This window comes from Pseudomonas fluorescens (assembly GCF_003732425.1).
Classification (GTDB): domain Bacteria; phylum Pseudomonadota; class Gammaproteobacteria; order Pseudomonadales; family Pseudomonadaceae; genus Aquipseudomonas; species Aquipseudomonas fluorescens_BE.
Window position 1 is genome coordinate 90,848 of sequence record NZ_MOBX01000002.1, and the last position, 20,399, is coordinate 111,246.

The 20,399-nt window shown below is 58.0% G+C and carries 13 protein-coding genes; 12 read left to right on the forward strand and 1 reads right to left on the reverse strand.

Annotated elements, in window-relative coordinates; translation table 11 throughout:
- The first annotated feature begins 31 nt into the window (after positions 1-31).
- The 3 genes from BK670_RS01935 (at position 32) to BK670_RS01945 (ending at position 8,892) form a co-directional block, all read left to right on the forward strand.
- Positions 32-1,060, forward strand: a complete 1,029-nt coding sequence (locus tag BK670_RS01935; RefSeq protein WP_123448389.1) for a hypothetical protein — start codon at positions 32-34, stop codon at positions 1,058-1,060.
- Between the two features lie 156 nt (positions 1,061-1,216).
- Entirely contained in the window at positions 1,217-3,634 is a 2,418-nt protein-coding gene (locus BK670_RS01940) for a leucine-rich repeat domain-containing protein (protein ID WP_123448390.1), read from the forward strand.
- 461 nt (positions 3,635-4,095) lie between these two features.
- Positions 4,096-8,892, forward strand: a complete 4,797-nt coding sequence (locus tag BK670_RS01945) for an RHS repeat-associated core domain-containing protein (RefSeq protein ID WP_259697512.1) — start codon at positions 4,096-4,098, stop codon at positions 8,890-8,892.
- Positions 8,893-8,913: 21 nt separating this feature from the next.
- Here BK670_RS01945 and queG read toward each other — a convergent pair whose 3' ends face one another.
- Positions 8,914-9,975: a tRNA epoxyqueuosine(34) reductase QueG gene (queG, locus tag BK670_RS01950; protein ID WP_123448392.1), complete on the reverse strand. Its 1,062-nt coding sequence runs from the start codon at positions 9,973-9,975 to the stop codon at positions 8,914-8,916.
- A 63-nt stretch (positions 9,976-10,038) separates the two neighbouring features.
- Here queG and BK670_RS01955 point away from each other — a divergent pair, with 63 nt between their 5' ends.
- The 9 genes from BK670_RS01955 (at position 10,039) to hflC (ending at position 20,116) form a co-directional block, all read left to right on the forward strand.
- A complete protein-coding gene (locus BK670_RS01955; protein ID WP_123448393.1) occupies positions 10,039-11,538 on the forward strand; it encodes an NAD(P)H-hydrate dehydratase in 1,500 nt (499 codons plus the stop codon).
- The gene (gene tsaE, locus BK670_RS01960) at positions 11,526-11,996 is read left to right on the forward strand and encodes a tRNA (adenosine(37)-N6)-threonylcarbamoyltransferase complex ATPase subunit type 1 TsaE (protein ID WP_007915806.1); all 471 of its coding nucleotides are present in this window, start codon (positions 11,526-11,528) and stop codon (positions 11,994-11,996) included. Before BK670_RS01955 ends, tsaE begins: the two co-directional genes overlap by 13 nt.
- Before the next feature lie 57 nt (positions 11,997-12,053).
- On the forward strand, positions 12,054-13,427 hold the full coding sequence (locus BK670_RS01965) for an N-acetylmuramoyl-L-alanine amidase (RefSeq protein WP_371748301.1): 1,374 nt from the start codon (positions 12,054-12,056) through the stop codon (positions 13,425-13,427).
- Positions 13,428-13,435: 8 nt separating this feature from the next.
- The gene (mutL, locus tag BK670_RS01970) at positions 13,436-15,337 is read left to right on the forward strand and encodes a DNA mismatch repair endonuclease MutL (protein WP_175559558.1); all 1,902 of its coding nucleotides are present in this window, start codon (positions 13,436-13,438) and stop codon (positions 15,335-15,337) included.
- Positions 15,337-16,308: a tRNA (adenosine(37)-N6)-dimethylallyltransferase MiaA gene (gene miaA / locus BK670_RS01975; protein ID WP_123448394.1), complete on the forward strand. Its 972-nt coding sequence runs from the start codon at positions 15,337-15,339 to the stop codon at positions 16,306-16,308. Before mutL ends, miaA begins: the two co-directional genes overlap by 1 nt.
- Positions 16,309-16,403: 95 nt before the next feature.
- Positions 16,404-16,664 (forward strand): RNA chaperone Hfq, encoded by a 261-nt coding sequence (hfq, locus tag BK670_RS01980; protein WP_007902656.1) that lies wholly within the window; start codon positions 16,404-16,406, stop codon positions 16,662-16,664.
- 12 nt (positions 16,665-16,676) lie between these two features.
- Positions 16,677-17,978, forward strand: coding sequence for a ribosome rescue GTPase HflX (gene hflX, locus BK670_RS01985; RefSeq protein WP_123448395.1), 1,302 nt, complete (start codon positions 16,677-16,679; stop codon positions 17,976-17,978).
- 96 nt (positions 17,979-18,074) lie between these two features.
- Complete coding sequence (gene hflK / locus BK670_RS01990; RefSeq protein WP_123448396.1) at positions 18,075-19,247, forward strand: FtsH protease activity modulator HflK; 1,173 nt, start codon at positions 18,075-18,077, stop codon at positions 19,245-19,247.
- On the forward strand, positions 19,247-20,116 hold the full coding sequence (gene hflC / locus BK670_RS01995; protein ID WP_123448397.1) for a protease modulator HflC: 870 nt from the start codon (positions 19,247-19,249) through the stop codon (positions 20,114-20,116). Before hflK ends, hflC begins: the two co-directional genes overlap by 1 nt.
- The last annotated feature ends 283 nt before the right edge of the window (positions 20,117-20,399 follow it).

The window sequence follows — 20,399 nt, forward strand, 5'->3', positions numbered from 1 at the left end:
GAAATAACATAACGTCAAAAGGAATTGCCGTATGAACGAACACATGGACGATGAACTTGCTCGGCAACAGACTGTGGCCGAGCTGGACAGTATTACGATGCTCAAGGTCAAGTTTGATGCTGGTGAGGCCGCGCAAAGTAAAACGTTGTTTGGCAATGGCCGAATGCAGGTCAAAGTGCAAGTGCTGATTGCCGGGGCCGATGCCGACGGAAATGCAGTACACGTTCCACCTGAAGTCATGACCAGCATTAAACTTATTCATTACGATACTGGCCGGACCTTGCGCGATGGCTGGAGTGCAAGTACTGAGCAAGGGCGGTTTACGCTTGAGGCGCAGACGACATTCGCCCTCCCGGTATCCTCTGACGATGATGCCGACGATGATAGTCCTCTCCCTCAAGTGCGTACGTTCTGGGTTTCCTCTTCGGTGTCTGGATCCACCCGGATCGCCGCACGCCTGACCCTCGGGGGGACGACGATTCGCAGCAACGGCACGAGTCTTTCCAGCGTCCATGACAGCAGCGTGACCCTGGAAGCACAATTGCCCCTGACTTATTCCATTGAACAGTTTCGCTGGGCTGCAATCAGGCGAGGCAATGAAGAATGGGGTAATCGCATCTGGAACCACTACCTGGGTTTGTACCCACAGGGACAGCAAATCAAGTTGGTAGACTGGATTGCTGATGGTGTTGTGGGCGACGGCCACATTGCTGACGGCAATAAGCTTCGGGAAAATCAGGCTAACTATCTTGATGTTGTTTTAACCCGTCCCGAAGATAGCGAATACGGTGTTTCCTTGCCGTACAACGGAAGTGCCCTGGCCTATCGTCACTACAGTGATGCGATCACTTCGGAGTCAAAGTATTACAAGGTGCGGGTCAATGATCGGAATGGCGAATTGACCGTGGTGCAAGCAATATCCGAGTACTCGACTCTTTCACTGCCGTCGAGAAAAGGCGGACGGTTTGCCTTTCGTGCGATTGATCAATACGGAACAGAGCATAAACTGGCAGTTCGAATGAACTTTTCCAGTCTTACTCTTGCGTTGGAGCGCGGATGAACTCTGTTTTAAGCGTTTCGTTCAATACAGTGCGGTAGGTGTATATACCATCCTGTGTGAAACGGCGATGTAAACTGCGCGCTTCTTTTACTTCGGCGCTTGCTGGTCCCGCGATGTTGCGGGCCGGCTTTATCACACACTCAAGGATGAGTCTTCATGGTCGGCAAACCACCCCGTAAAAATGTAACCGGACTTTGGAAAAAACCGGATCTCGGCGCTGACGGCCGGCAACGGACGCCGGACAGTGAAACAGCCATCTTACCGTCGCCATACGTTACTGAACCCCGGTTTCCCGCGATCAGACCAGAGCCTGTGGTTGTGGAGTCGTTTACTGCGCAGCAGGCGATCCGCGTCAGTCTGATGAATTCCATTACCGATCAAGTGATGCATGCCGCTGCAGAGGAGGTGCTATCGGGTTTTCGAATTATGGCGCCGGGTTCGATGGCGCTTGACTCTCGAGGCGTCTGGACATTCAAACGGCGTAACTATGTAACGGTTGCCGATGGCCAACTTGTCCAGGTCGTCACCGATCCGGAAAGTGGACTGTTCAGGGCGACGAACTCCCGAGAACTCAATCCCTCTGGCCCTTTGCTGGTTCCCGATGACGAAGGCCGGTTCTGGCACCCGCTGAACAGCGATGGCGCCACTTTCCCTGATTCAATTTCAGTGCAGGCCGCCAGTCTTTTTCGCCGAATGGGACGTTCCGTGGCGCAGTTTCCCGACGCCGCGGTTGCACGCATGCTGGAGGTGAGTGGAGTCAATGAATCAATGCTGCGCGATGTGCTCGTTCATGATCGTCCTGCGCCTTTCCTGCTGGAGGACACCATCAGACGATTTGAACTTGATCAGAAGGTTCAGGCAGAGGGGCGCCGGTTGCCTCATGAGAACTTCGCACGCTTCCAAGAGCTTGAAGACGCCTTCGAAGCCGCTTGTGATGAAAACGCTTTGCGGATGCGGCGGGTGTTTCCTGATTTGCCGAAAACGGCCGCACAGGCGATATGGCGTAATATGAGCGTTGCCGAGCGCTTGCATATGCACAACCACCCGGGCATACCGCAGACTGTGGCGAAAGAGGCACTGATAGCTTTGCGAGAAACGCGCATCACCAGGGCCGGTGAAGGCATTTATCTAAACTCGGTATCCAATCCGGACAGTGACCGGTTGGTGCTGCATATGCTCGCCAATCTCGCGGGTTGGCCGCAGCAGACTCGTATAGAGATTCGCCAGCGGGCGATGCACGGGGATATCTTGAGTACCATCGGCGATGCCCTGTCACCGGTTCGGCACATACTGATTCGCCAGGATACAGGCTATACCGTCACAGACAGCGGCACTCCGGCACTTCACGGAACGCAGGATCTGTATTCGGCCATCTGGTCTCTGTTGTCGCCGGCGCAGCGTCAAGCACTCGGTATGACTGAAGGCGATAGTCTGACGTTGCAAGAAGTGATTCGTGCCCAGCCTTTACCGTCGCGTCAGCGCGTGAGTGACGTGCTGCGTTTGCCCGTACTGCCACCTGCCGCCAAGGCGACTATAGAGCAAGCAAGGCACACGGGGTTTCTGCGGGGTGGAGCCGATGACCACCCCAACTTGAAAAAGCCTGTTGAAGATCGCATACGGGACCTGTACCCGGGAATTTCGAACGAGGATGTGTCGGCGTTTATCCGCGAGCGCCTGCAGCACGACGCTTCCGGTGTTTTGAAGCGTCTGGAAAAGGAACTCTCAACGCTGCGCCGGGAGTTGCAGGTATGGCGTGAGGAAGTGCCTCTACCTCCAGCCGGGGAGATAGGGTGGAGCGTCGACGCACTGGCTGAACAACGGCAGTTGCGTCAGCGGTTCAGTGAGAATGTGCAAGCCCTGTGGCAACAAAAGCTGACGGCCGATGCAGGAGATGAAAGCTTCTCCTCTTTTATTGATTTCATCGCTGAGTTGCCGCCCATGAGCGCCAGATTCGAGCACGTGACGGAGCTGGTACTTGAGGCTCGCACGTCCGGGGTGAAAGTGGGCAGATTTCTCGACAGTTTTCCCAACCTGAGTTATCTGGTCCTCGAAAAGGTGCGCATGGATGATGGTTTTGCTCCGGGGATTTTCCAGATGCGCGGCTTGCAACATTTGATCTTGAAAGATTGTTCACTTCGACTTTCTGAAGCCGATGCGGAGGGGCTTTCGAGAATCGAAACACTTACACTGCTGAGGCTTGAAGGAAATCCGTTGGGTGTTGCGCCTCATGTGGGATTCATGCGTCAAATGAAAGAGTTGTACTTGGGTAATACGGGTTTGAATCAGATTCCTTCCGGTGTAGAACAACTGGCTCAGCTGAAGCTGCTCGACTTGCACAATAACGATATTGTCGACGCAGGGATTGATTTGTTTGAGATTCCCGATACTCAAGACGTGTATGTCAACCTGATTGATAACCCGTTGAGCGAAGCTGCACTATGGCGTATCAATGACTATCTACAGAAGGCGAGCATGGACAGTCAAATCATCATCCGAACCCGGCAGCAGGTGGTTGATGATGACTTTGATCTGTCCGATTTTTCTGATAGTGGTGTGGGTTCTGAAAGCGATTGAATTAATGTCTGATAACTTTTTGAGATAAATTTTCGTCCGCGACAAGTGTCAATAAAGTCCGCCTCCGGTTTCGTTTTTACGATTTCCAGTGGGTGGACTTTTTTGTGGGTGTGGAGTTTATAAGTCGCGCGTCGCGTCCGCTGTTTTTTAATGGTCGGATTGGCTAAGCCTGCTGCTGGATGAATTGTTTCGGTATTTGTATTGTCCGGTATTTCCGTGTGTGTCCTTACATAAGGATATAGAGCGCTTGTTTTATTCGTTTTGATTGCGTGTATCAATATGCCGGATCGGGGGCTATTGCAAGATTATCCGAGCAAGCCCGTACTCACGGATTATTGTCAGTTATTTGTACATATTAAGTTGATGGGGTTTCTCGAAGGTCGCTGCGGTTTTATTGTTTTTGTGAAGTCAGCAGGATGCTGTCTTGTGTTCTTTTTTCCAGAAATGACAGGATGTAATTCATGGATAGTCAAAGTTTTGATTCGCTGCGTTCTAACGCATTCAACTTCGGTAGCTTTGTTGCCGGGGGGGTTGATCCGCGAACAGGTATATATAGCTTGGCATTGACGCTCGGGACTCTTCGTTCTACCGATCTTAACGGGCCATCATTCAATCTTGCCTTGGGCTTCAGCCCTCTTAATACGCGTAATTCAGGCTATGGTACCGGGTGGTCACTGTCGACCAGTCGTTACGACTTGCGCAGTAAAGTCATGACGTTGGCCAGCGGCGAGATCTACAAAGCCTCTGAAACACTAAAAACGTTGTCCTTCAAGGAAATGAAGCTGGAGAGCGCCAGGGTTCTGAAATCAGGTATCGGGCGATACGAAGTTCGCTACAAGGATGGCCGGCGAGAAGAGCTTGAAGTATTTGGCGCCACTCATATCGCCGTCCCCATGAGAATCATCGCGGCGAATGGTGCGAGCATCGCCTTGAAATATGCACTGTTCAATGAGCAACCCATGCTCGTGGAAATCAGAGATACAAAGAGAACATTGCTCAACGTCCGCCGTACCGCCGGCCGCCTCACACTGACCCGCAATCCTGATACGCCAGACAGCACTGAATTCACGATGACGTTCAAGAATGAACGCGTCACTGCGATTGGCTTGCCGGAAGGCAGGGGCTGGGATCTTCAGTACGAAGTCATTGACGGTATCAGCCATGTGAAACGTGTGGAATCGCCCCTAGGAGCCGTGGAACACATTCGATACAAGCGTGTTGGGCACCTGCTTCCTGCTTTGGGGGGAGTGCAAAGTCTGCCGTACGTGATAGCCCATGACACTTTCGCCAAACTAGGGCAGCCGAAGTTAATCAAAACGTACACTTATTCAGATCGCAATTACCTGGGGCATGGTGTGCCGTTGGATCCCACTGATGACGGTGACCCTCTCTATCGTGCGCCCGGGAGCTATCAGTACAGTTCCACTGAACGATTGGTGGTGGGGGGAAAGCTCCATACCCAGACCCAACGCACTTACAACAAATTTCATTTGTTGATTTCTGAAGTGACCACCTGCAATGAGGCTGTAGCTTCGGCTGGCACCGAATATCATTGTGACGTCGCCAGGCCGTTTACCAGGCAGGACGCGCAATTCAGGTTGCCCAAGTCCCAGACCGTCAGTTACGAAAACAGCACAACCGCAAAGAAGCGCCCTGAGACATTCATCACCGAGTTCGATTCCGCCGGCAATCGGGTGAGGCAGGTGGGGGTTGATGGGGTGACCACACAGTTCGAATACTATCCGGACACCGAATCAGAGGGCTGCCCGAAAGATCCTCTCGGATTTGTCCGCTTTCTGAAACAGAAGACCGTGACACCCGCGGCTGGCGGTGGCGCCTCTACTGTTACGCGCTATCGATATGCTCTGCATCCCGCTCTCGAAGGCGCAACGCTGGCCAATGTTCTACCCATCCAGGAGTGTTTTTTCGAGTTGGCCGACGGCAGTGAGAGCCTGCGTTCTCAAGTCGACCTGACTTATCTGGATACCCCCACCGACCCCGCCAGACACGGTTTGCTGCAACAGCAACGCGTCATTCGCAATGCGACGACGACCCGCATCGATTACTCGTATGTGCTCGACGGTACCCAACTGCTGCTGAAGAAAACTGTGCACGGTTTTGACGGCACAACCCGCTCGAGTGAGCAAACGCTCTCGACCCTGAGCGGACTGGTGGTGTCCGAGCGTGATGCTGACGACAGCGTGGTCGAGTATGAATACGACAAGCTTGGCCGCCGTCTGCGCAAGACACTCGCCCCCGGTACGGCTTATGCCGCCTCCACCCGTTGGAGCTATCAGGCCGCCAAAGGTAACCAGCCTGCGACGATGATGACGACGGACTCGTCAGGCGGCTTGCAAATAGCCACCTACGATGCGCTGGGACGCATCTGCAAAATTCAGGAAAAGGATTGCGACAACCCTGATCAGCAAGGCGAGTGCCCGATGCGAACAGCCTACACGGCCCTCCACGACCAGACCGGACGGCCGGTGCAGGTCATTCACAGCGATTGGTGGGACGGCCAGGCGCGAGAGGTCAAGACGGAATTTACTTACGATAACTGGGGACAGGTAACAGAGACCTGCCACGACGATGGGCGAATCGAACATAGTGTGTTCGACCCGATCAGCCGTCGGCAGCAAAACTGGCAGCAGGGCATGGGTAAGACGGTCACTGACATCAATGCTTTCGGTAAGCCGGACAGTGTCGAGGTCTTCGATCTCAAGGCTCAAAGCCTGGGCAAAACCGTTTATGAATATGACGGTTTGGGCCGAACCCTCAGTCAAACCGATCCGGCAGGCAACAAGACTTGCTACGAATATGATGTGTTCGACCGAATGGTGCGCAGCGTTCTGCCGGACGGCCATGCCGTGGAAACGACGTTCGCCGCCCACAGCACTGACGAGTTGCCCGTGGAAATCAAAGTGGCCGGTTTGTCATTGGGGCAACAGCGGTTTGATGGCTTGAACCGTGTGATCGAGATGTCAGTGGGAGGGCGCAAGTCGGTCGCCAGTTACGCGGCCGGTCGCAGCGCGCCCTGGTCCTCCACCGATGCCTCGGGTCAGAAGATCGAGTTCGTCTATGCGCCTGAGCTGGGCGGATTGTTGACTGAGCGCAAAGCCGTGACCGAGAGGGAAGATGATGAGGTGCTCACGCGGTTCACTTACGATGCCCTGAACGGAAAAACCAGTAGCTGCATCGAACAGGGCCGCGAGCGTCATTTCGAGTACTTTCCATCTGGCCGTCTAAAGTCGGAAAGCAGCCTGTATGGCGAGCAACGCAAGACCGTCTCTCATACCTATTCTTTCGCCGGTTTGCCCCTGACATACATGGATGTACTGGGTACTAAGCATCAGGTCGAGTACGACAATTGGGGGCGTAGGCGCTCATTCAAGCAAGGCCCGCTGCAGGCTGTTTTTTTCCATGACAAGCGCGGTCTGCTGGAAAGGATCGAAACGCGCCACACTTCGACCAAGCGCCTGTTGATAACGCGCCTGACGTACGACGATATCGGACGTGAAGCCTCCCGGAGTTTTGAAGTCGACGGTTTACCCACCCAAACGCTGACCTCCAGTTACACCGTGACTGGCAAGCTGGCGCAGAAGGTGCTCAAGCGCGGCGCTTTCGTGCTGCGCGATGAGCGATTCACTTACGACGTGCGCGGGCGCCTCACGCAATACGATTGCGATGGCAGCCAGCGGCCGCGAGATCCTTACGGCAAGGAAATCGTTCAGCAGATATTCACTTTCGACGTGCTGGACAACATCCTGACACTGCAAACCACGTTTCCCCAGGGCATCAACCAGACGACCTTCAGTTTCAGCAAGGACGATGCGGCGCAGCTCATTGGCGTGACGCACTCGCATACTGACTATCCCGCGCCGGTCACGCTGGAGTACGACGCCGACGGTCGGATGATCAAGGACGATCAGGGGCGTACCTTGACGTATGACGCCTTCGGGCGGCTGACTCGGGTGAGCAACGCACAAGGCGAGGTGATGCGTGGTTTTCACTACGACGGCTTTGACCGAATTGTCGAACTGTCGCAACCGCGAATGCCGAATTTGCAGCGCTACTACCACAACTCGACAGTCAGCAGCGAAATCCGCGGCGCAGATTCACGCAGTGTCGTGCGCAATGGCAGATGGCTACTGGGGCAACAGCAACTCGGAGCGGACGCCGGCAGCCGGATCTACGGGACGGATCAACAACAGAGTGTGCTGACCCAGTTGCACGCAGAGCAATGGCAAGACACGGCCTACAGTCCTTATGGGCATCGTCCTGCCGAAGGGTGGATGTTCAGTCTGGCGGGTTTCAACGGCGAGCAACTGGATGCAGTCACAGGCCTGTACCTGCTCGGCAACGGTTACCGGGCCTACAGCCCGACCCTGATGCGGTTCACCAGCCCCGACAGCATGAGCCCGTTTGGCGCCGGCGGTCTGAATGCCTATGCCTACTGCCTCGGCGATCCGGTCAATCGGGTTGACCCTACGGGGCATGTCTCCTGGCAGTCGATTGCGGGGATTGCGCTGGGTTTCCTCGGGATCGCCGCCAGCGTCTTGACTCTGGGTGCTGCCACGCCTTTATCCCTGTTGGCCATGGGCCTAGGCATCGCCTCCGGAGTGACTGCCATAGGTAGCGAGGTAGCGTATGCGTATGACCCGCAATCCCGGGTAGGCGAAATACTCGGCTGGGTCAGCATGGGCCTGGGTATTGCGTCGGCTGCTGCAGGTGCACTGGCGGTTCGGCAGGCCGTTGCGCAAACTCTGAAACCACGTCCGTATCTCGTGAAGTTGGCTGACGAGCCGCCGGTCATGCTCGTTGAGCGGGAATATGCGACGTTCGGCATGCCGTATCCGAAAGGATCTGCCAAGTCAGGCAAAGCGGGAGGTGCCGCCGCTCAGGCAGAGCCGCCAGCACGGTGGACGGTTGCTGAAGAATTCAGCAACCATGACTATTTGCCTTCGGGCAAACCCGGCAAAGTGGCCGTAAGAAGATATGACGAATTCAAAGCTGCGGTAGAAAGTAATGTGAAACCAAGCGAGGCAGCCCGGGCTTATCCAGGAAGCTCCCAGGACCCTTATCCAAACTACAGGTTTTTCTACCCCAATAGTCTGCACAAAGGCTTCGACCACGTGCATATGCGGTTAGGTGGCGCTGATCGATTGTTTTATCTGGTCAACAACGAGACCCGGCAAATTCGCATCATGCAAAGGGGGGCACACGATCCCGTTTGGGGATCGGCATTTGTAGCCAACTAAAAACTCACCTGATGGACAGGATCATATCGAATGTTGCTTAAGCGCCCATTCCACATGCTCCCTGACGAGCTCTGACGGATAATCCCGTCGCGCCTTCAACGCTTCCAGCACCGGAATCGTTGAAGGCGCATTGCCCAGCCCTACCGCCAGATTCCTCAACCAGCGCTCGTACCCCGCCCGTCGCAACGGCGAACCCTCGGTGCTGCTCAAGAACTTCTCTTCATCCCACAAAAACAGCTCGGCCAATTCGGCATTGTCGAGGTTATGCCGTGGCTTGAAATCGCTTTCGCCGGAGGGCTTGGCGAAGCGGTTCCACGGGCAGACGATCTGGCAGTCATCGCAGCCGAACACGCGATTGCCGATCAGCGGTCGCAAGTCTTCGGGGATGGCGCTTTTCAATTCGATGGTCAGGTAGGAAATGCAGCGCCGCGCGTCCAGTACATAGGGGCCGACGAAGGCATTGGTCGGGCAGATATCGAGACACGCAGTGCAGCGGCCGCAGTGTTCGGTGCTGTGCGGTTCATCTACCGGTAACGGCAGATCGACGAACAGTTCGCTCAAGAAGAAATAGCTGCCGGCCTTGCGATTCAGCACCAGGGTGTTTTTGCCGATCCAGCCCAGTCCGGCCTGTTCGGCGATGGCTTTTTCCAGCACCGGGGCACTGTCGACAAAGGCGCGAAAACCGAACGGGCCGATCTGCTCCTGAATCTTGTCGGCCAATTGTTGCACGCGTTTACGGATCAATTTGTGGTAATCGCGGCCCAAGGCATAACGCGACACGTAGGCTTTTTCCGGTTGTGCCAGCATTTGCGCCATTTGCGTGTCGCCGGGCAGGTAGTCCATGCGCAGCGAGACCACACGTAAAGTGCCCGGTACCAGTTCTTCGGGGTGCGAGCGTTTGCTGCCATGGGCGCCCATGTAATCCATTTCGCCGTGGTAGCCGGCATCGAGCCAGCGCGCCAGGTGCTGCTCATGCTCGGCCAGATCGAGACCGCTGATGCCGACTTGCTGGAAGCCCAGCTCGCGGCCCCAATCCTTGATCGATTGGGCGAGGGCGGGCAGGTCTGTGGTGATGGCGGACATGAGGCGAGAGAAACCGGAGCTGAGGTGCGTATAATTCTGCCAGACATCGGAGCCTGAAGACGCATGCCGCACACGAAAGATAAATTACCCGACGCGCTGTATGGCGCCGCACAGGTGCGCGAACTCGATGCACGGCTGATTGCCGCCGGCACGCCGGGCTTCGAATTGATGCAGCGCGCCGCCCATGCGACGTGGCGCGCGTTGGTGCGGCAATGGCCGTCGGCGAATGAACTGACGGTGCTGGCCGGGCATGGTAACAATGCCGGTGACGGTTATCTGGTTGCAGCGATGGCGCAACGAGCAGGGTTGCTCGTGCGGGTGCTGGCGGTCGGTGATCCCCGGCAGTTGCAGGGCGATGCGGCGTCGGCCCATGCCGAGGCCTTGGCGCACGGTGTGGCGATTCAGGGGTGGAGCGCTCACAGCGAGTTGCGCGGTGTGATCCTCGATGCCTTGCTCGGTACCGGCCTGAACGGCGAAGTGCGTGAGCCTTATGCCACCGCGATCAATGCGATCAACGCCAGTGGCTTGCCGGTTGCTGCGGTCGATATCCCTTCCGGATTGTGCGCCGACACTGGGCGAGCGCTGGGTGTTGCGGTCTGTGCCGATCTCACGGTGACCTTTATTGGTCTGAAGCCTGGGCTTTTCACCGGCGATGCGGCGGATCATGTCGGCGCGCTGGTGTTCAACGATTTGCAGGCGCCAGCGGAAACTTACCGTGACATTCCTGTCCGCGCTCAGCGACTCAATGCCGCTAATCTTCCTCGATTGGCGCCACGCGCGCCGACATCGCACAAGGGCCGTTTCGGTCACGTGCTGCTGATCGGTGGCGATCACGGTTTTGGTGGAGCGATCCTGCTCAGCACCGAAATGGCGCTGCGCAGCGGCGCGGGCATGGTGTCGCTGGCGACCCGGCCAGAACATGTCGCGGCGTCCCTGACCCGTGTGCCGGAAGCGATGGTGCTCGGCACCTCGTCAGCCAATCAGTTGATGGGGCTGCTGGAGAAAGTCTCGACGCTGGTCGTCGGTCCTGGTCTCGGTCAGGCCAGTTGGGGGCGTGCGTTGTTGTCGGCGGCGGCCAACGCGGCATTGCCGCAAGTGTGGGATGCCGATGCACTGAACTTGCTGGCGAGTGATTTCGTTCAATTGCCCAAGGATTGCGTGATCACCCCGCATCCGGGCGAAGCGGCGCGTTTGCTGGGGATCAGCACCGCCGAGGTGCAGGCGGACCGTCCGGCGGCAGCGTTGGCGTTGAGCAAAAAATATACAGCAGTCGTCGTGCTTAAAGGTGCTGGCACCCTGATCGCGCACCCCGATGGGCGTCTGGCGTTGTGTCACCAGGGGCATCCGGCCATGGCCACCGCCGGCCTTGGCGACGTGCTCGCCGGTTTGACCGGCGCGCTGTTGGCGCAAGGCATGGACGGTTTCGATGCCGCCTGCCTGGCGGTCTGGCTGCACGCCAATGCCGGTAGGCAACAAGGAAAATTCGGCCGTGGGCTGGCGGCCAGTGATCTGATTCCAGCCATTCGTCAGTTGTTGGAGGAGCAAGCACCGTGTCTGAAGTAACCCTGTACCTGGCCGATGAACAGGCCATGAGCGACTTTGGCGCACGGATCGCCCGCGTGACCCAGGGCCATGGCCTGATTTTTCTCGAAGGCAACCTGGGCATGGGCAAAACCACCCTGTCGCGGGGCATCATTCGCGGCTTGGGCCATGTCGGCGCGGTGAAAAGTCCGACCTTCACATTGGTCGAACCCTACGAAATCGGCGACATCCGTGCCTTTCACTTCGACCTGTATCGCCTGGTCGATCCGGAAGAGCTGGAGTTTCTCGGCATCCGCGACTACTTCGAAGACGACGCGATGTGCCTGATCGAATGGCCCGATAAAGGTGCAGGCTTTTTGCCAAAGCCTGACCTGACCATTACCATTAGCCCGCAAGACAGCGGGCGTTCGCTGAAAATTTTATCCCAGGGCTCGCGTGGCGAGGCCTGGTGTGCCGCTTTGGCGTTGGAATCCAATTAAATGATGGGGTTAGGTATGCGCTTTCGCGCGTTGGTGGCTGCCGCTGGACTGTTGTTGATGGCAGTGACCGTCAACGCTGTGGCCGATTCAAAGGTCAACAGCGTGCGCCTGTGGCGGGCGCCGGACAACACGCGACTGGTCTTCGACCTGAGCGGCCCGGTGCAGCACAGCGTGTTTACCCTGACCGCACCGGACCGGCTGGTGATCGACATCAACGGTGCCACCCTCGGTGCGCCGCTGAATGTGCAGACCGCGAACACGCCGATCACCGCGATGCGCTCTGCCCAGCGCACGCCGACCGATCTGCGGGTGGTCATCGACCTGAAGAAAGCCGTCACCCCGAAAAGCTTCTCGCTGGCGCCGAACGCGCAGTACGGCAACCGTCTGGTGGTCGACCTGTTCGACAACCCGGCCGACGCCGCACCTCCCCCTGCGCCAACACCGCAGGTGGCGACCGTGCCAGCGGTGCCTGTAACCCCGACTGAACCTGCAATCAAGTTGCCGCCAGCCCCCGCCGGCAAGCGCGACATTATTGTCGTGATCGATGCCGGTCACGGCGGCGAAGACCCGGGTGCGTCCGGCTCGCGCGGCCAGCGTGAAAAAGACGTGGTTCTGCAGATCGCCCGCGAACTGCAGCGTCAGGTCAATGGCATGAAAGGCTTCCGCGCCGAACTGACCCGTACCGGCGACTACTTCATCCCGCTGCGTGGCCGTACCGAAATCGCCCGCAAGAAGGGCGCCGACCTGTTCGTGTCGATTCACGCCGACGCCGCGCCGTCTGCCGCAGCCTTTGGTGCATCGGTGTTTGCCTTGTCTGATCGCGGCGCGACGTCGGAGACCGCCCGTTGGCTGGCCGACAGCGAAAACCGGTCCGACTTGATCGGCGGTGCCGGCAACGTCAGCCTCGATGACAAGGACCGCATGCTCGCCGGCGTATTGCTCGACCTGTCGATGACCGCCTCGCTGACCTCCAGCCTCAACGTCGGGCAGAAAGTCCTGACCAACATCGGCCGCGTCACGCCGCTGCACAAACAGCGCGTGGAACAAGCCGGGTTCATGGTGCTGAAGTCGCCGGACATCCCGTCGATCCTGGTCGAAACCGGGTTTATCTCCAACGCCAACGAAGCGAACAAGCTCTCGGCATCGAGCCACCAGCAAGCGCTGGCGCGTTCGATCAGCAGTGGCGTGCGCCAGTTCTTCCAGCAGAACCCGCCACCGGGCACTTACATCGCCTGGCTGCGTGATTCCGGCAAGATCGCACAGGGCCCACGCGACCATCGCGTCGGCCCGGGTGAAACGCTGGCAATGATTGGCGTGCGCTATCAGGTGTCGCCGGCCACGCTGCGCGCTGCCAACAATCTGAAAAGCGATGAGCTGAAAGTCGGCCAGCACTTGACCATTCCTGGCACCGAACTGGCGTCCAAAGAATGAACGAAGTGCTGAACGCTGCTGCCCGCATCGAACTGCTCAGCCCACGGCTGGCGAACCAGATCGCTGCCGGTGAGGTGGTCGAACGCCCGGCCTCGGTGATCAAGGAACTGTTGGAAAACAGCCTCGATTCCGGCGCCAAGCGTATTGATGTCGACGTCGAGCAGGGCGGCGTCAAGCTGCTGCGGGTACGCGACGATGGCAGCGGCATCTCTGCCGATGACCTGCCACTGGCGCTGGCTCGTCACGCCACCAGCAAGATTCGCAATCTGGAAGACCTTGAGCAGGTGATGAGTCTCGGTTTCCGTGGTGAGGCGCTGGCATCGATCAGCTCCGTGGCACGTCTGACCCTGACCTCGCGCACCCGTGACGCCGACCAGGCCTGGCAGGTGGAAACCGAAGGCCGCGACATGGCACCTCGGGTCCAGCCAGCGGCGCATCCGGTTGGCACCTCGGTGGAAGTTCGCGACCTGTTCTTCAACACCCCGGCGCGACGCAAGTTCCTCAAGACCGAGAAAACCGAATTCGATCACCTGCAAGAAGTGATCAAGCGTCTGGCGCTGGCGCGTTTCGACGTGGCTTTCCATCTGCGGCATAACGGCAAGACCATCCTCAGCCTGCACGAGGCCCACGATGACGCCGCCCGCGCGCGGCGAGTGGCGGCGATCTGCGGTTCGGGTTTCCTCGAGCAAGCGCTGCCGATCGAGATCGAACGCAACGGCTTGCACCTGTGGGGCTGGGTTGGTTTGCCGACCTTCAACCGCAGTCAGGCGGATTTGCAGTATTTCTTTGTGAATGGCCGGGCAGTGCGCGACAAACTGGTGGCCCACGCGGTGCGTCAGGCCTATCGCGACGTGCTGTTCAACGGCCGTCACCCGACGTTTGCGCTGTTTTTCGAAGTCGATCCGGCGGCGGTCGACGTCAACGTCCACCCGACCAAACACGAAGTGCGCTTCCGTGACGGGCGCATGGTGCATGACTTCCTTTATGGCACGTTGCACCGCGCTTTGGGCGATGTGCGTCCGGAAGATCAGCTTGCCGGTTCCGTGACCACCGCCGTCGTCCGGCCAACCGGCCTCGATGCCGGTGAGTTCGGCCCACAGGGCGAGATGCGCCTGGCGGCCAATGCGCTGCTGGAGCAACCGCAGGCGCAACCGGCGTTCAATACCTCGTCCGGTGCCAGCGCTGGCGGGGCTTACCAGTATCAATACACGCCACGCCCGCAATCGGCGGTGCCGCCGGCTGCCGAGGCGCAAGCCGCGTACCGTGAATTTTTCGCACCGCTGCCGGAAGCCAATGCCAACGCATTGCCAGCCGGACAGGAAGACATTCCGCCGCTCGGTTACGCGCTGGCGCAGCTCAAAGGCATTTATATTCTGTCCGAGAACGCCCAAGGTCTGGTGTTGGTGGATATGCATGCCGCCCACGAGCGGATCATGTATGAACGCCTGAAAATCGCCATGGCCAGCGAAGGCTTGAGCGGTCAGCCGTTGTTGGTGCCTGAGTCACTGGCGGTCAGTCAGCGCGAAGCCGATTGTGCTGAAGAGCACGCCGCATGGTTCCAGCGGCTGGGCTTCGAATTGCAGCGTCTGGGCCCGGAAACCCTGGCGATCCGTCAAATTCCGGCGTTGTTGAAGCAGGCCGAAGCCAACCGTCTGGTCGGCGATGTCCTGTCGGACCTGATGGAATATGGCACCAGCGACCGGATTCAGGCGCACCTCAACGAATTGCTCGGCACCATGGCCTGTCACGGTGCGATCCGCGCCAACCGGCGCTTGGCCCTGCCGGAAATGAACGGTCTGCTGCGCGACATGGAAAACACCGAGCGCAGCGGTCAATGCAACCATGGCCGACCGACCTGGACCCAATTGGGCCTGGACGATCTGGACAAACTGTTCCTGCGCGGTCGTTGATGAGCCAGCTTCCTCCAGCGATTTTCCTGATGGGCCCGACCGCTGCGGGCAAGACCGATCTGGCCATCGAGCTGAGCAAGGTGCTGCCGTGCGAGCTGATCAGTGTCGATTCGGCGCTGGTCTATCGCGGCATGGACATTGGCACCGCCAAGCCTTCGAAGGAGTTGCTGGCCGAATATCCGCACCGTCTGATCGATATTCTCGATCCGGCCGAGGCCTATTCGGCTGCAGATTTCCGTCGCGATGCCCTGCAAGCCATGGCCGAGATCACCGCGCGTGGAAAAATCCCGCTGCTGGTGGGCGGCACAATGCTCTATTACAAGGCTCTGGTCGAAGGCCTGGCAGACATGCCAGCCGCCGATCCCGAAGTCCGTGCGCAGATCGAAGAAGAGGCTGCGCGCCTTGGCTGGCAAGCCCTGCACGACCAATTGGCGATCATTGATCCGGTGTCTGCGGCGCGCATTCACCCGAACGACCCGCAGCGCCTGAGTCGCGCGCTGGAAGTTTATCGAGTCAGCGGTCAGAGCATGACCGAGCTGCGCCAGCAACAATCTGCGCAAAGTACTGAAGCTGCCGCTTCGGGACTGCAACAATTGCCCTATACTGTCGCGAACTTGGCCATTGCCCCGGCAAATCGTCAGGTATTGCACGAGCGCATTAAACAAAGATTCACAAATATGTTGGAACAGGGGTTCATCGACGAGGTCGTAGCCCTGCGTAAAAGAAGTGACCTGCATTCAGGGTTGCCGTCTATACGTGCGGTAGGCTACCGCCAAGTCTGGGATTACCTGGATGGCAAGCTGACGTTGGCCGAAATGCAGGAGCGCGGCATCATCGCCACGCGCCAATTGGCCAAACGCCAGTTCACCTGGCTGCGCAGCTGGGAAGATATACACTGGCTGGACAGTCTGGATTGCGACAATCTGCCACGCGCCTTGAAATACCTTGGGACCATCTCCATATTGAGCTGAGTCCTTGCAATTGCCGTCTATCCTTGGGGGTGTGGCGGCCAAAGCCATCTGAATTACCTATTTTTTATTATTGAATCCTTAAAGGAGTGCGGCACATGTCAAAAGGGCATTCGCTACAAGACCCTTACTTGAATACTTTACGTAAAGAGAAAGTTGGGGTTTCCATCTACCTGGTCAACGGTATCAAACTGCAAGGCACGATCGAGTCGTTCGACCAGTTCGTCATCCTGCTGAAAAACACCGTGAGCCAAATGGTTTACAAACACGCTATCTCGACAGTAGTGCCGGTTCGTCCAATTCGTCTGCCAAGCGCAACCGAATCCGAAGCAGGTGACGCTGAGCCAGGTAACGCCTGATAGGAGTCTCCTTTGTTCTTTGAGCGCCACGGTGGTGGTGAACGAGTGATCCTCGTTCACTTGGATGGACAGGACCCTGAGGCGCGCGAAGATCCGCAGGAGTTTCAGGAATTGGCTAATTCGGCCGGCGCCGAGACCGTTGCGTTTTTTAACGTGCCGCGTCATCGGCCAACCGCCAAATACCTGATTGGCAGCGGCAAGGTCGAGGAATTGCGCGACCTGGTCAAAGCTGAAGAAGCCGATCTGGTGATTTTCAATCACATCCTCACGCCCAGTCAGGAACGTAACCTCGAACGTGTTTTCGAGTGTCGCGTGATCGACCGTACCGGTCTGATTCTCGATATTTTCGCCCAGCGCGCCCGTACCCATGAAGGCAAGCTCCAGGTCGAACTGGCCCAGCTTGACCACATGAGCACCCGCCTGGTTCGCGGCTGGACTCACCTTGAGCGTCAGGGTGGCGGCATCGGCATGCGTGGCCCGGGTGAAACCCAGCTCGAAACCGACCGCCGTTTGCTGCGGGTCCGCCTGCGCCAGATTAAGGGCCGGCTGGAGAAGGTGCGCAGCCAGCGCGAGCAATCGCGACGTGGCCGCTCCCGTGCGGATATCCCTACCGTGTCTCTGGTGGGATACACCAACGCCGGTAAGTCGACACTCTTCAACAACGTGACGAAATCCGACGTGTACGCGGCCGACCAGTTGTTCGCTACGCTGGACCCGACCCTGCGCCGTCTGGATCTGGACGACCTGGGGCCGATTGTTCTGGCGGACACAGTGGGCTTCATTCGTCATCTGCCACACAAGCTTGTCGAGGCATTTCGGTCTACCCTCGAAGAGTCGGCCAACTCCGACCTGTTGTTGCACGTGATTGATGCGGCGGAACCGGATCGCATGCTGCAAATCGAGCAGGTGATGGTGGTGCTGGGCGAGATTGGTGCCCAGGACTTGCCGATACTCGAGGTCTATAACAAACTCGATTTGCTTGAAGGCGTTGAGCCACAAATCCAGCGCGACGAAAACGGCAAGCCTCAGCGGGTCTGGCTTTCGGCACGTGATGGCAGTGGTCTGGAATTGCTTGAACAAGCCATCGCCGAATTACTCGGCAGTGATTTGTTCATCGGCACATTGCGCTTGCCGCAACGATTCGCCCGACTGCGTGCGCAGTTTTTCGAACTCGGTGCGGTGCAGAAAGAAGAGCACGACGAAGAAGGCATCAGTCTGCTGGCCGTTCGTTTGCCCCGTGTCGAGCTGAATCGACTGGTAAGCCGCGAAGGATTGCAGCCGATGGAATTCATCGAGCAACACACTTTGCAATAAAAGCCTGAAAAAGCGGTTGTGCCGCAACGGCAGGCATTCTGTAGCATTGGTCGGCGCGCCGTGGGTGCGTCTTTGCTTTATCAGATGGAGAGCGCTATGGCTTGGAATGAGCCGGGTGGCAACTCGAATAATCAGGATCCTTGGGGTGGCAAACGCCGCAATAACGGCGACCGCAAGGGGCCACCGGATCTCGACGAGGCCTTCCGAAAGCTGCAGGAAAGCCTGAACGGGTTGTTCGGTGGTGGTAAGAAACGCGGTGGTGATGATGGCGGTGGTTCGGGCAGGAGTGGTGGCGGCTTCGGCGGTCTGCTCGGCATCGGCCTCGTCGTGCTGGCGGCTGTCTGGCTGTACAGCGCGGTCTACGTGGTCGACGAGCAGGAGCAGGCAGTGGTGCTGCGCTTCGGCAAGTACTACGAGACTGTCGGCCCCGGCCTGAACATCTACTTCCCGCCGATCGATAAAAAGTACATGGAAAACGTTACGCGTGAGCGTGCGTACACCAAGCAGGGCCAGATGCTGACCGAAGACGAGAACATCGTCGAAGTGCCGCTGACCGTGCAGTACAAGATCAGCAACCTGCAGGACTTCGTGCTGAACGTCGATCAGCCGGAAATCAGCCTGCAGCATGCGACCGACAGCGCCCTGCGCCACGTGGTGGGTTCTACCGCCATGGATCAGGTGCTGACGGAAGGTCGTGAATTGATGGCCAGCGAAATCAAGGAGCGTCTGCAACGCTTCCTCGATACCTATCGCACCGGTATCACCGTCACTCAGGTCAACGTACAGAGCGCAGCGGCACCGCGTGAAGTGCAGGAAGCCTTCGATGACGTGATCCGCGCCCGTGAAGACGAGCAGCGTTCGCGCAACCAGGCTGAAACCTACGCCAACGGCGTCGTGCCGGAAGCCCGTGGTCAGGCCCAGCGCATCCTCGAAGATGCCAACGGTTACCGCGACGAAACGGTCTCGCGCGCCAAGGGTGAAGCCGATCGCTTTACCAAACTGGTCGCCGAGTATCGCAAGGCACCTGAAGTGACCCGCCAGCGTCTGTACCTGGACACCATGCAGGAAGTCTTCAGCAATACCAGCAAGGTACTCGTGACCGGTAATAAAGACGGCCAGAGCAACCTGCTTTATCTGCCGTTGGACAAAATGATTCAGAACAGTTCGGGCGGCAATGCGCCGGTCACCGGTTCGTCCGCCGCCAGCAACACGGATGTCACGCCACACGTCACTGACGTTCCGCAGTCGCGCACAAGGGAGACCCGCTGATGAGCAATAAATCGCTGATCGCCCTGATCGTTGGCGTTGTCGTGGTACTGGTGGGCTGGAACTGCTTCTACATCGTGGCTCAGACCGAGCGTGCGGTGTTGCTGCAATTCGGTCGTGTGGTGCAGGCGGATGTTCAGCCAGGTCTGCATGTGAAAGTGCCTTACGTTAACCAGGTGCGTAAATTCGACGCACGTCTGATGACGCTGGATGCACCGACGCAGCGTTTCCTGACCCTGGAAAAGAAAGCCGTGATGGTCGATGCCTACGCCAAGTGGCGCGTGAAAGATGCCGAGCGCTTCTACACCGCAACTTCCGGCCTCAAGCAAATCGCCGACGAGCGTCTGTCCCGTCGTCTGGAATCCGGTCTGCGTGACCAGTTCGGCAAGCGCACCCTGCACGAAGTGGTGTCGGGTGAGCGTGACGCATTGATGGCTGACATCACTGCCTCGCTGAACAAGATGGCGGAGAAAGAGCTGGGGATCGAAGTCGTCGATGTCCGGGTCAAGACCATCGACTTGCCGAAAGAAGTAAACCGCAGCGTGTTCGAACGTATGAGTACCGAGCGTGAGCGTGAAGCTCGCGAGCACCGCGCCAAGGGTAACGAGCTGGCTGAAGGCATTCGTGCCGACGCCGATCGTCAGCGCCGCGTGTTGCTGGCTGAAGCCTATCGTGAATCTGAAGAGATTCGCGGTGATGGCGACGCCCAGGCCGCTGCGATCTACTCCAAGGCCTACGGTCAGGATCAGGAGTTCTACGGTTTCTACCGTAGCCTGCGCGCCTACCGTGAAAGCTTCGCGAACAAGTCCGACGTACTGGTCCTCGACCCAAGCAGCGACTTTTTCCGTTACCTGGAAAAGTCCAAGCCTTGATACGCCGTTGACCTGAATCATTCCGCCCGGCGGCTAAAACCTCGGGCGGGGTGATCCTTTGGGAAAACGTGTGTATGATGCGGCAGCCGGGAAATTCCCGGCTTTTTTGCGTCTGCACGTTTGATTGCTGTTTTTTGTTGCAGGCATCGGGTTGAATGGCCCGAGAGTATTTCGAGGAAAGTGATGGGCGAAGCCGGTAACAGGCCTTTCGCCGCGTCGTTCATGCGCGTGCGTTTTGAACGGGTCGGTCATTTTCTGCTTCACTCAAGGCTCGCCCGCAGGC

Bases quoted from the DNA above. Each gene is read 5' to 3' on its own strand.
- BK670_RS01935 (WP_123448389.1), top strand. From the start codon at position 32: ATGAACGAACACATGGACGATGAACTTGCTCGGCAACAGACTGTGGCC.
- BK670_RS01940 (WP_123448390.1), top strand. From the start codon at position 1,217: ATGGTCGGCAAACCACCCCGTAAAAATGTAACCGGACTTTGGAAAAAA.
- BK670_RS01945 (WP_259697512.1), top strand. From the start codon at position 4,096: ATGGATAGTCAAAGTTTTGATTCGCTGCGTTCTAACGCATTCAACTTC.
- queG (WP_123448392.1), bottom strand. From the start codon at position 9,975: ATGTCCGCCATCACCACAGACCTGCCCGCCCTCGCCCAATCGATCAAG.
- BK670_RS01955 (WP_123448393.1), top strand. From the start codon at position 10,039: ATGCCGCACACGAAAGATAAATTACCCGACGCGCTGTATGGCGCCGCA.
- BK670_RS01965 (WP_371748301.1), top strand. From the start codon at position 12,054: ATGGCAGTGACCGTCAACGCTGTGGCCGATTCAAAGGTCAACAGCGTG.
- miaA (WP_123448394.1), top strand. From the start codon at position 15,337: ATGAGCCAGCTTCCTCCAGCGATTTTCCTGATGGGCCCGACCGCTGCG.
- hfq (WP_007902656.1), top strand. From the start codon at position 16,404: ATGTCAAAAGGGCATTCGCTACAAGACCCTTACTTGAATACTTTACGT.
- hflK (WP_123448396.1), top strand. From the start codon at position 18,075: ATGGCTTGGAATGAGCCGGGTGGCAACTCGAATAATCAGGATCCTTGG.
- hflC (WP_123448397.1), top strand. From the start codon at position 19,247: ATGAGCAATAAATCGCTGATCGCCCTGATCGTTGGCGTTGTCGTGGTA.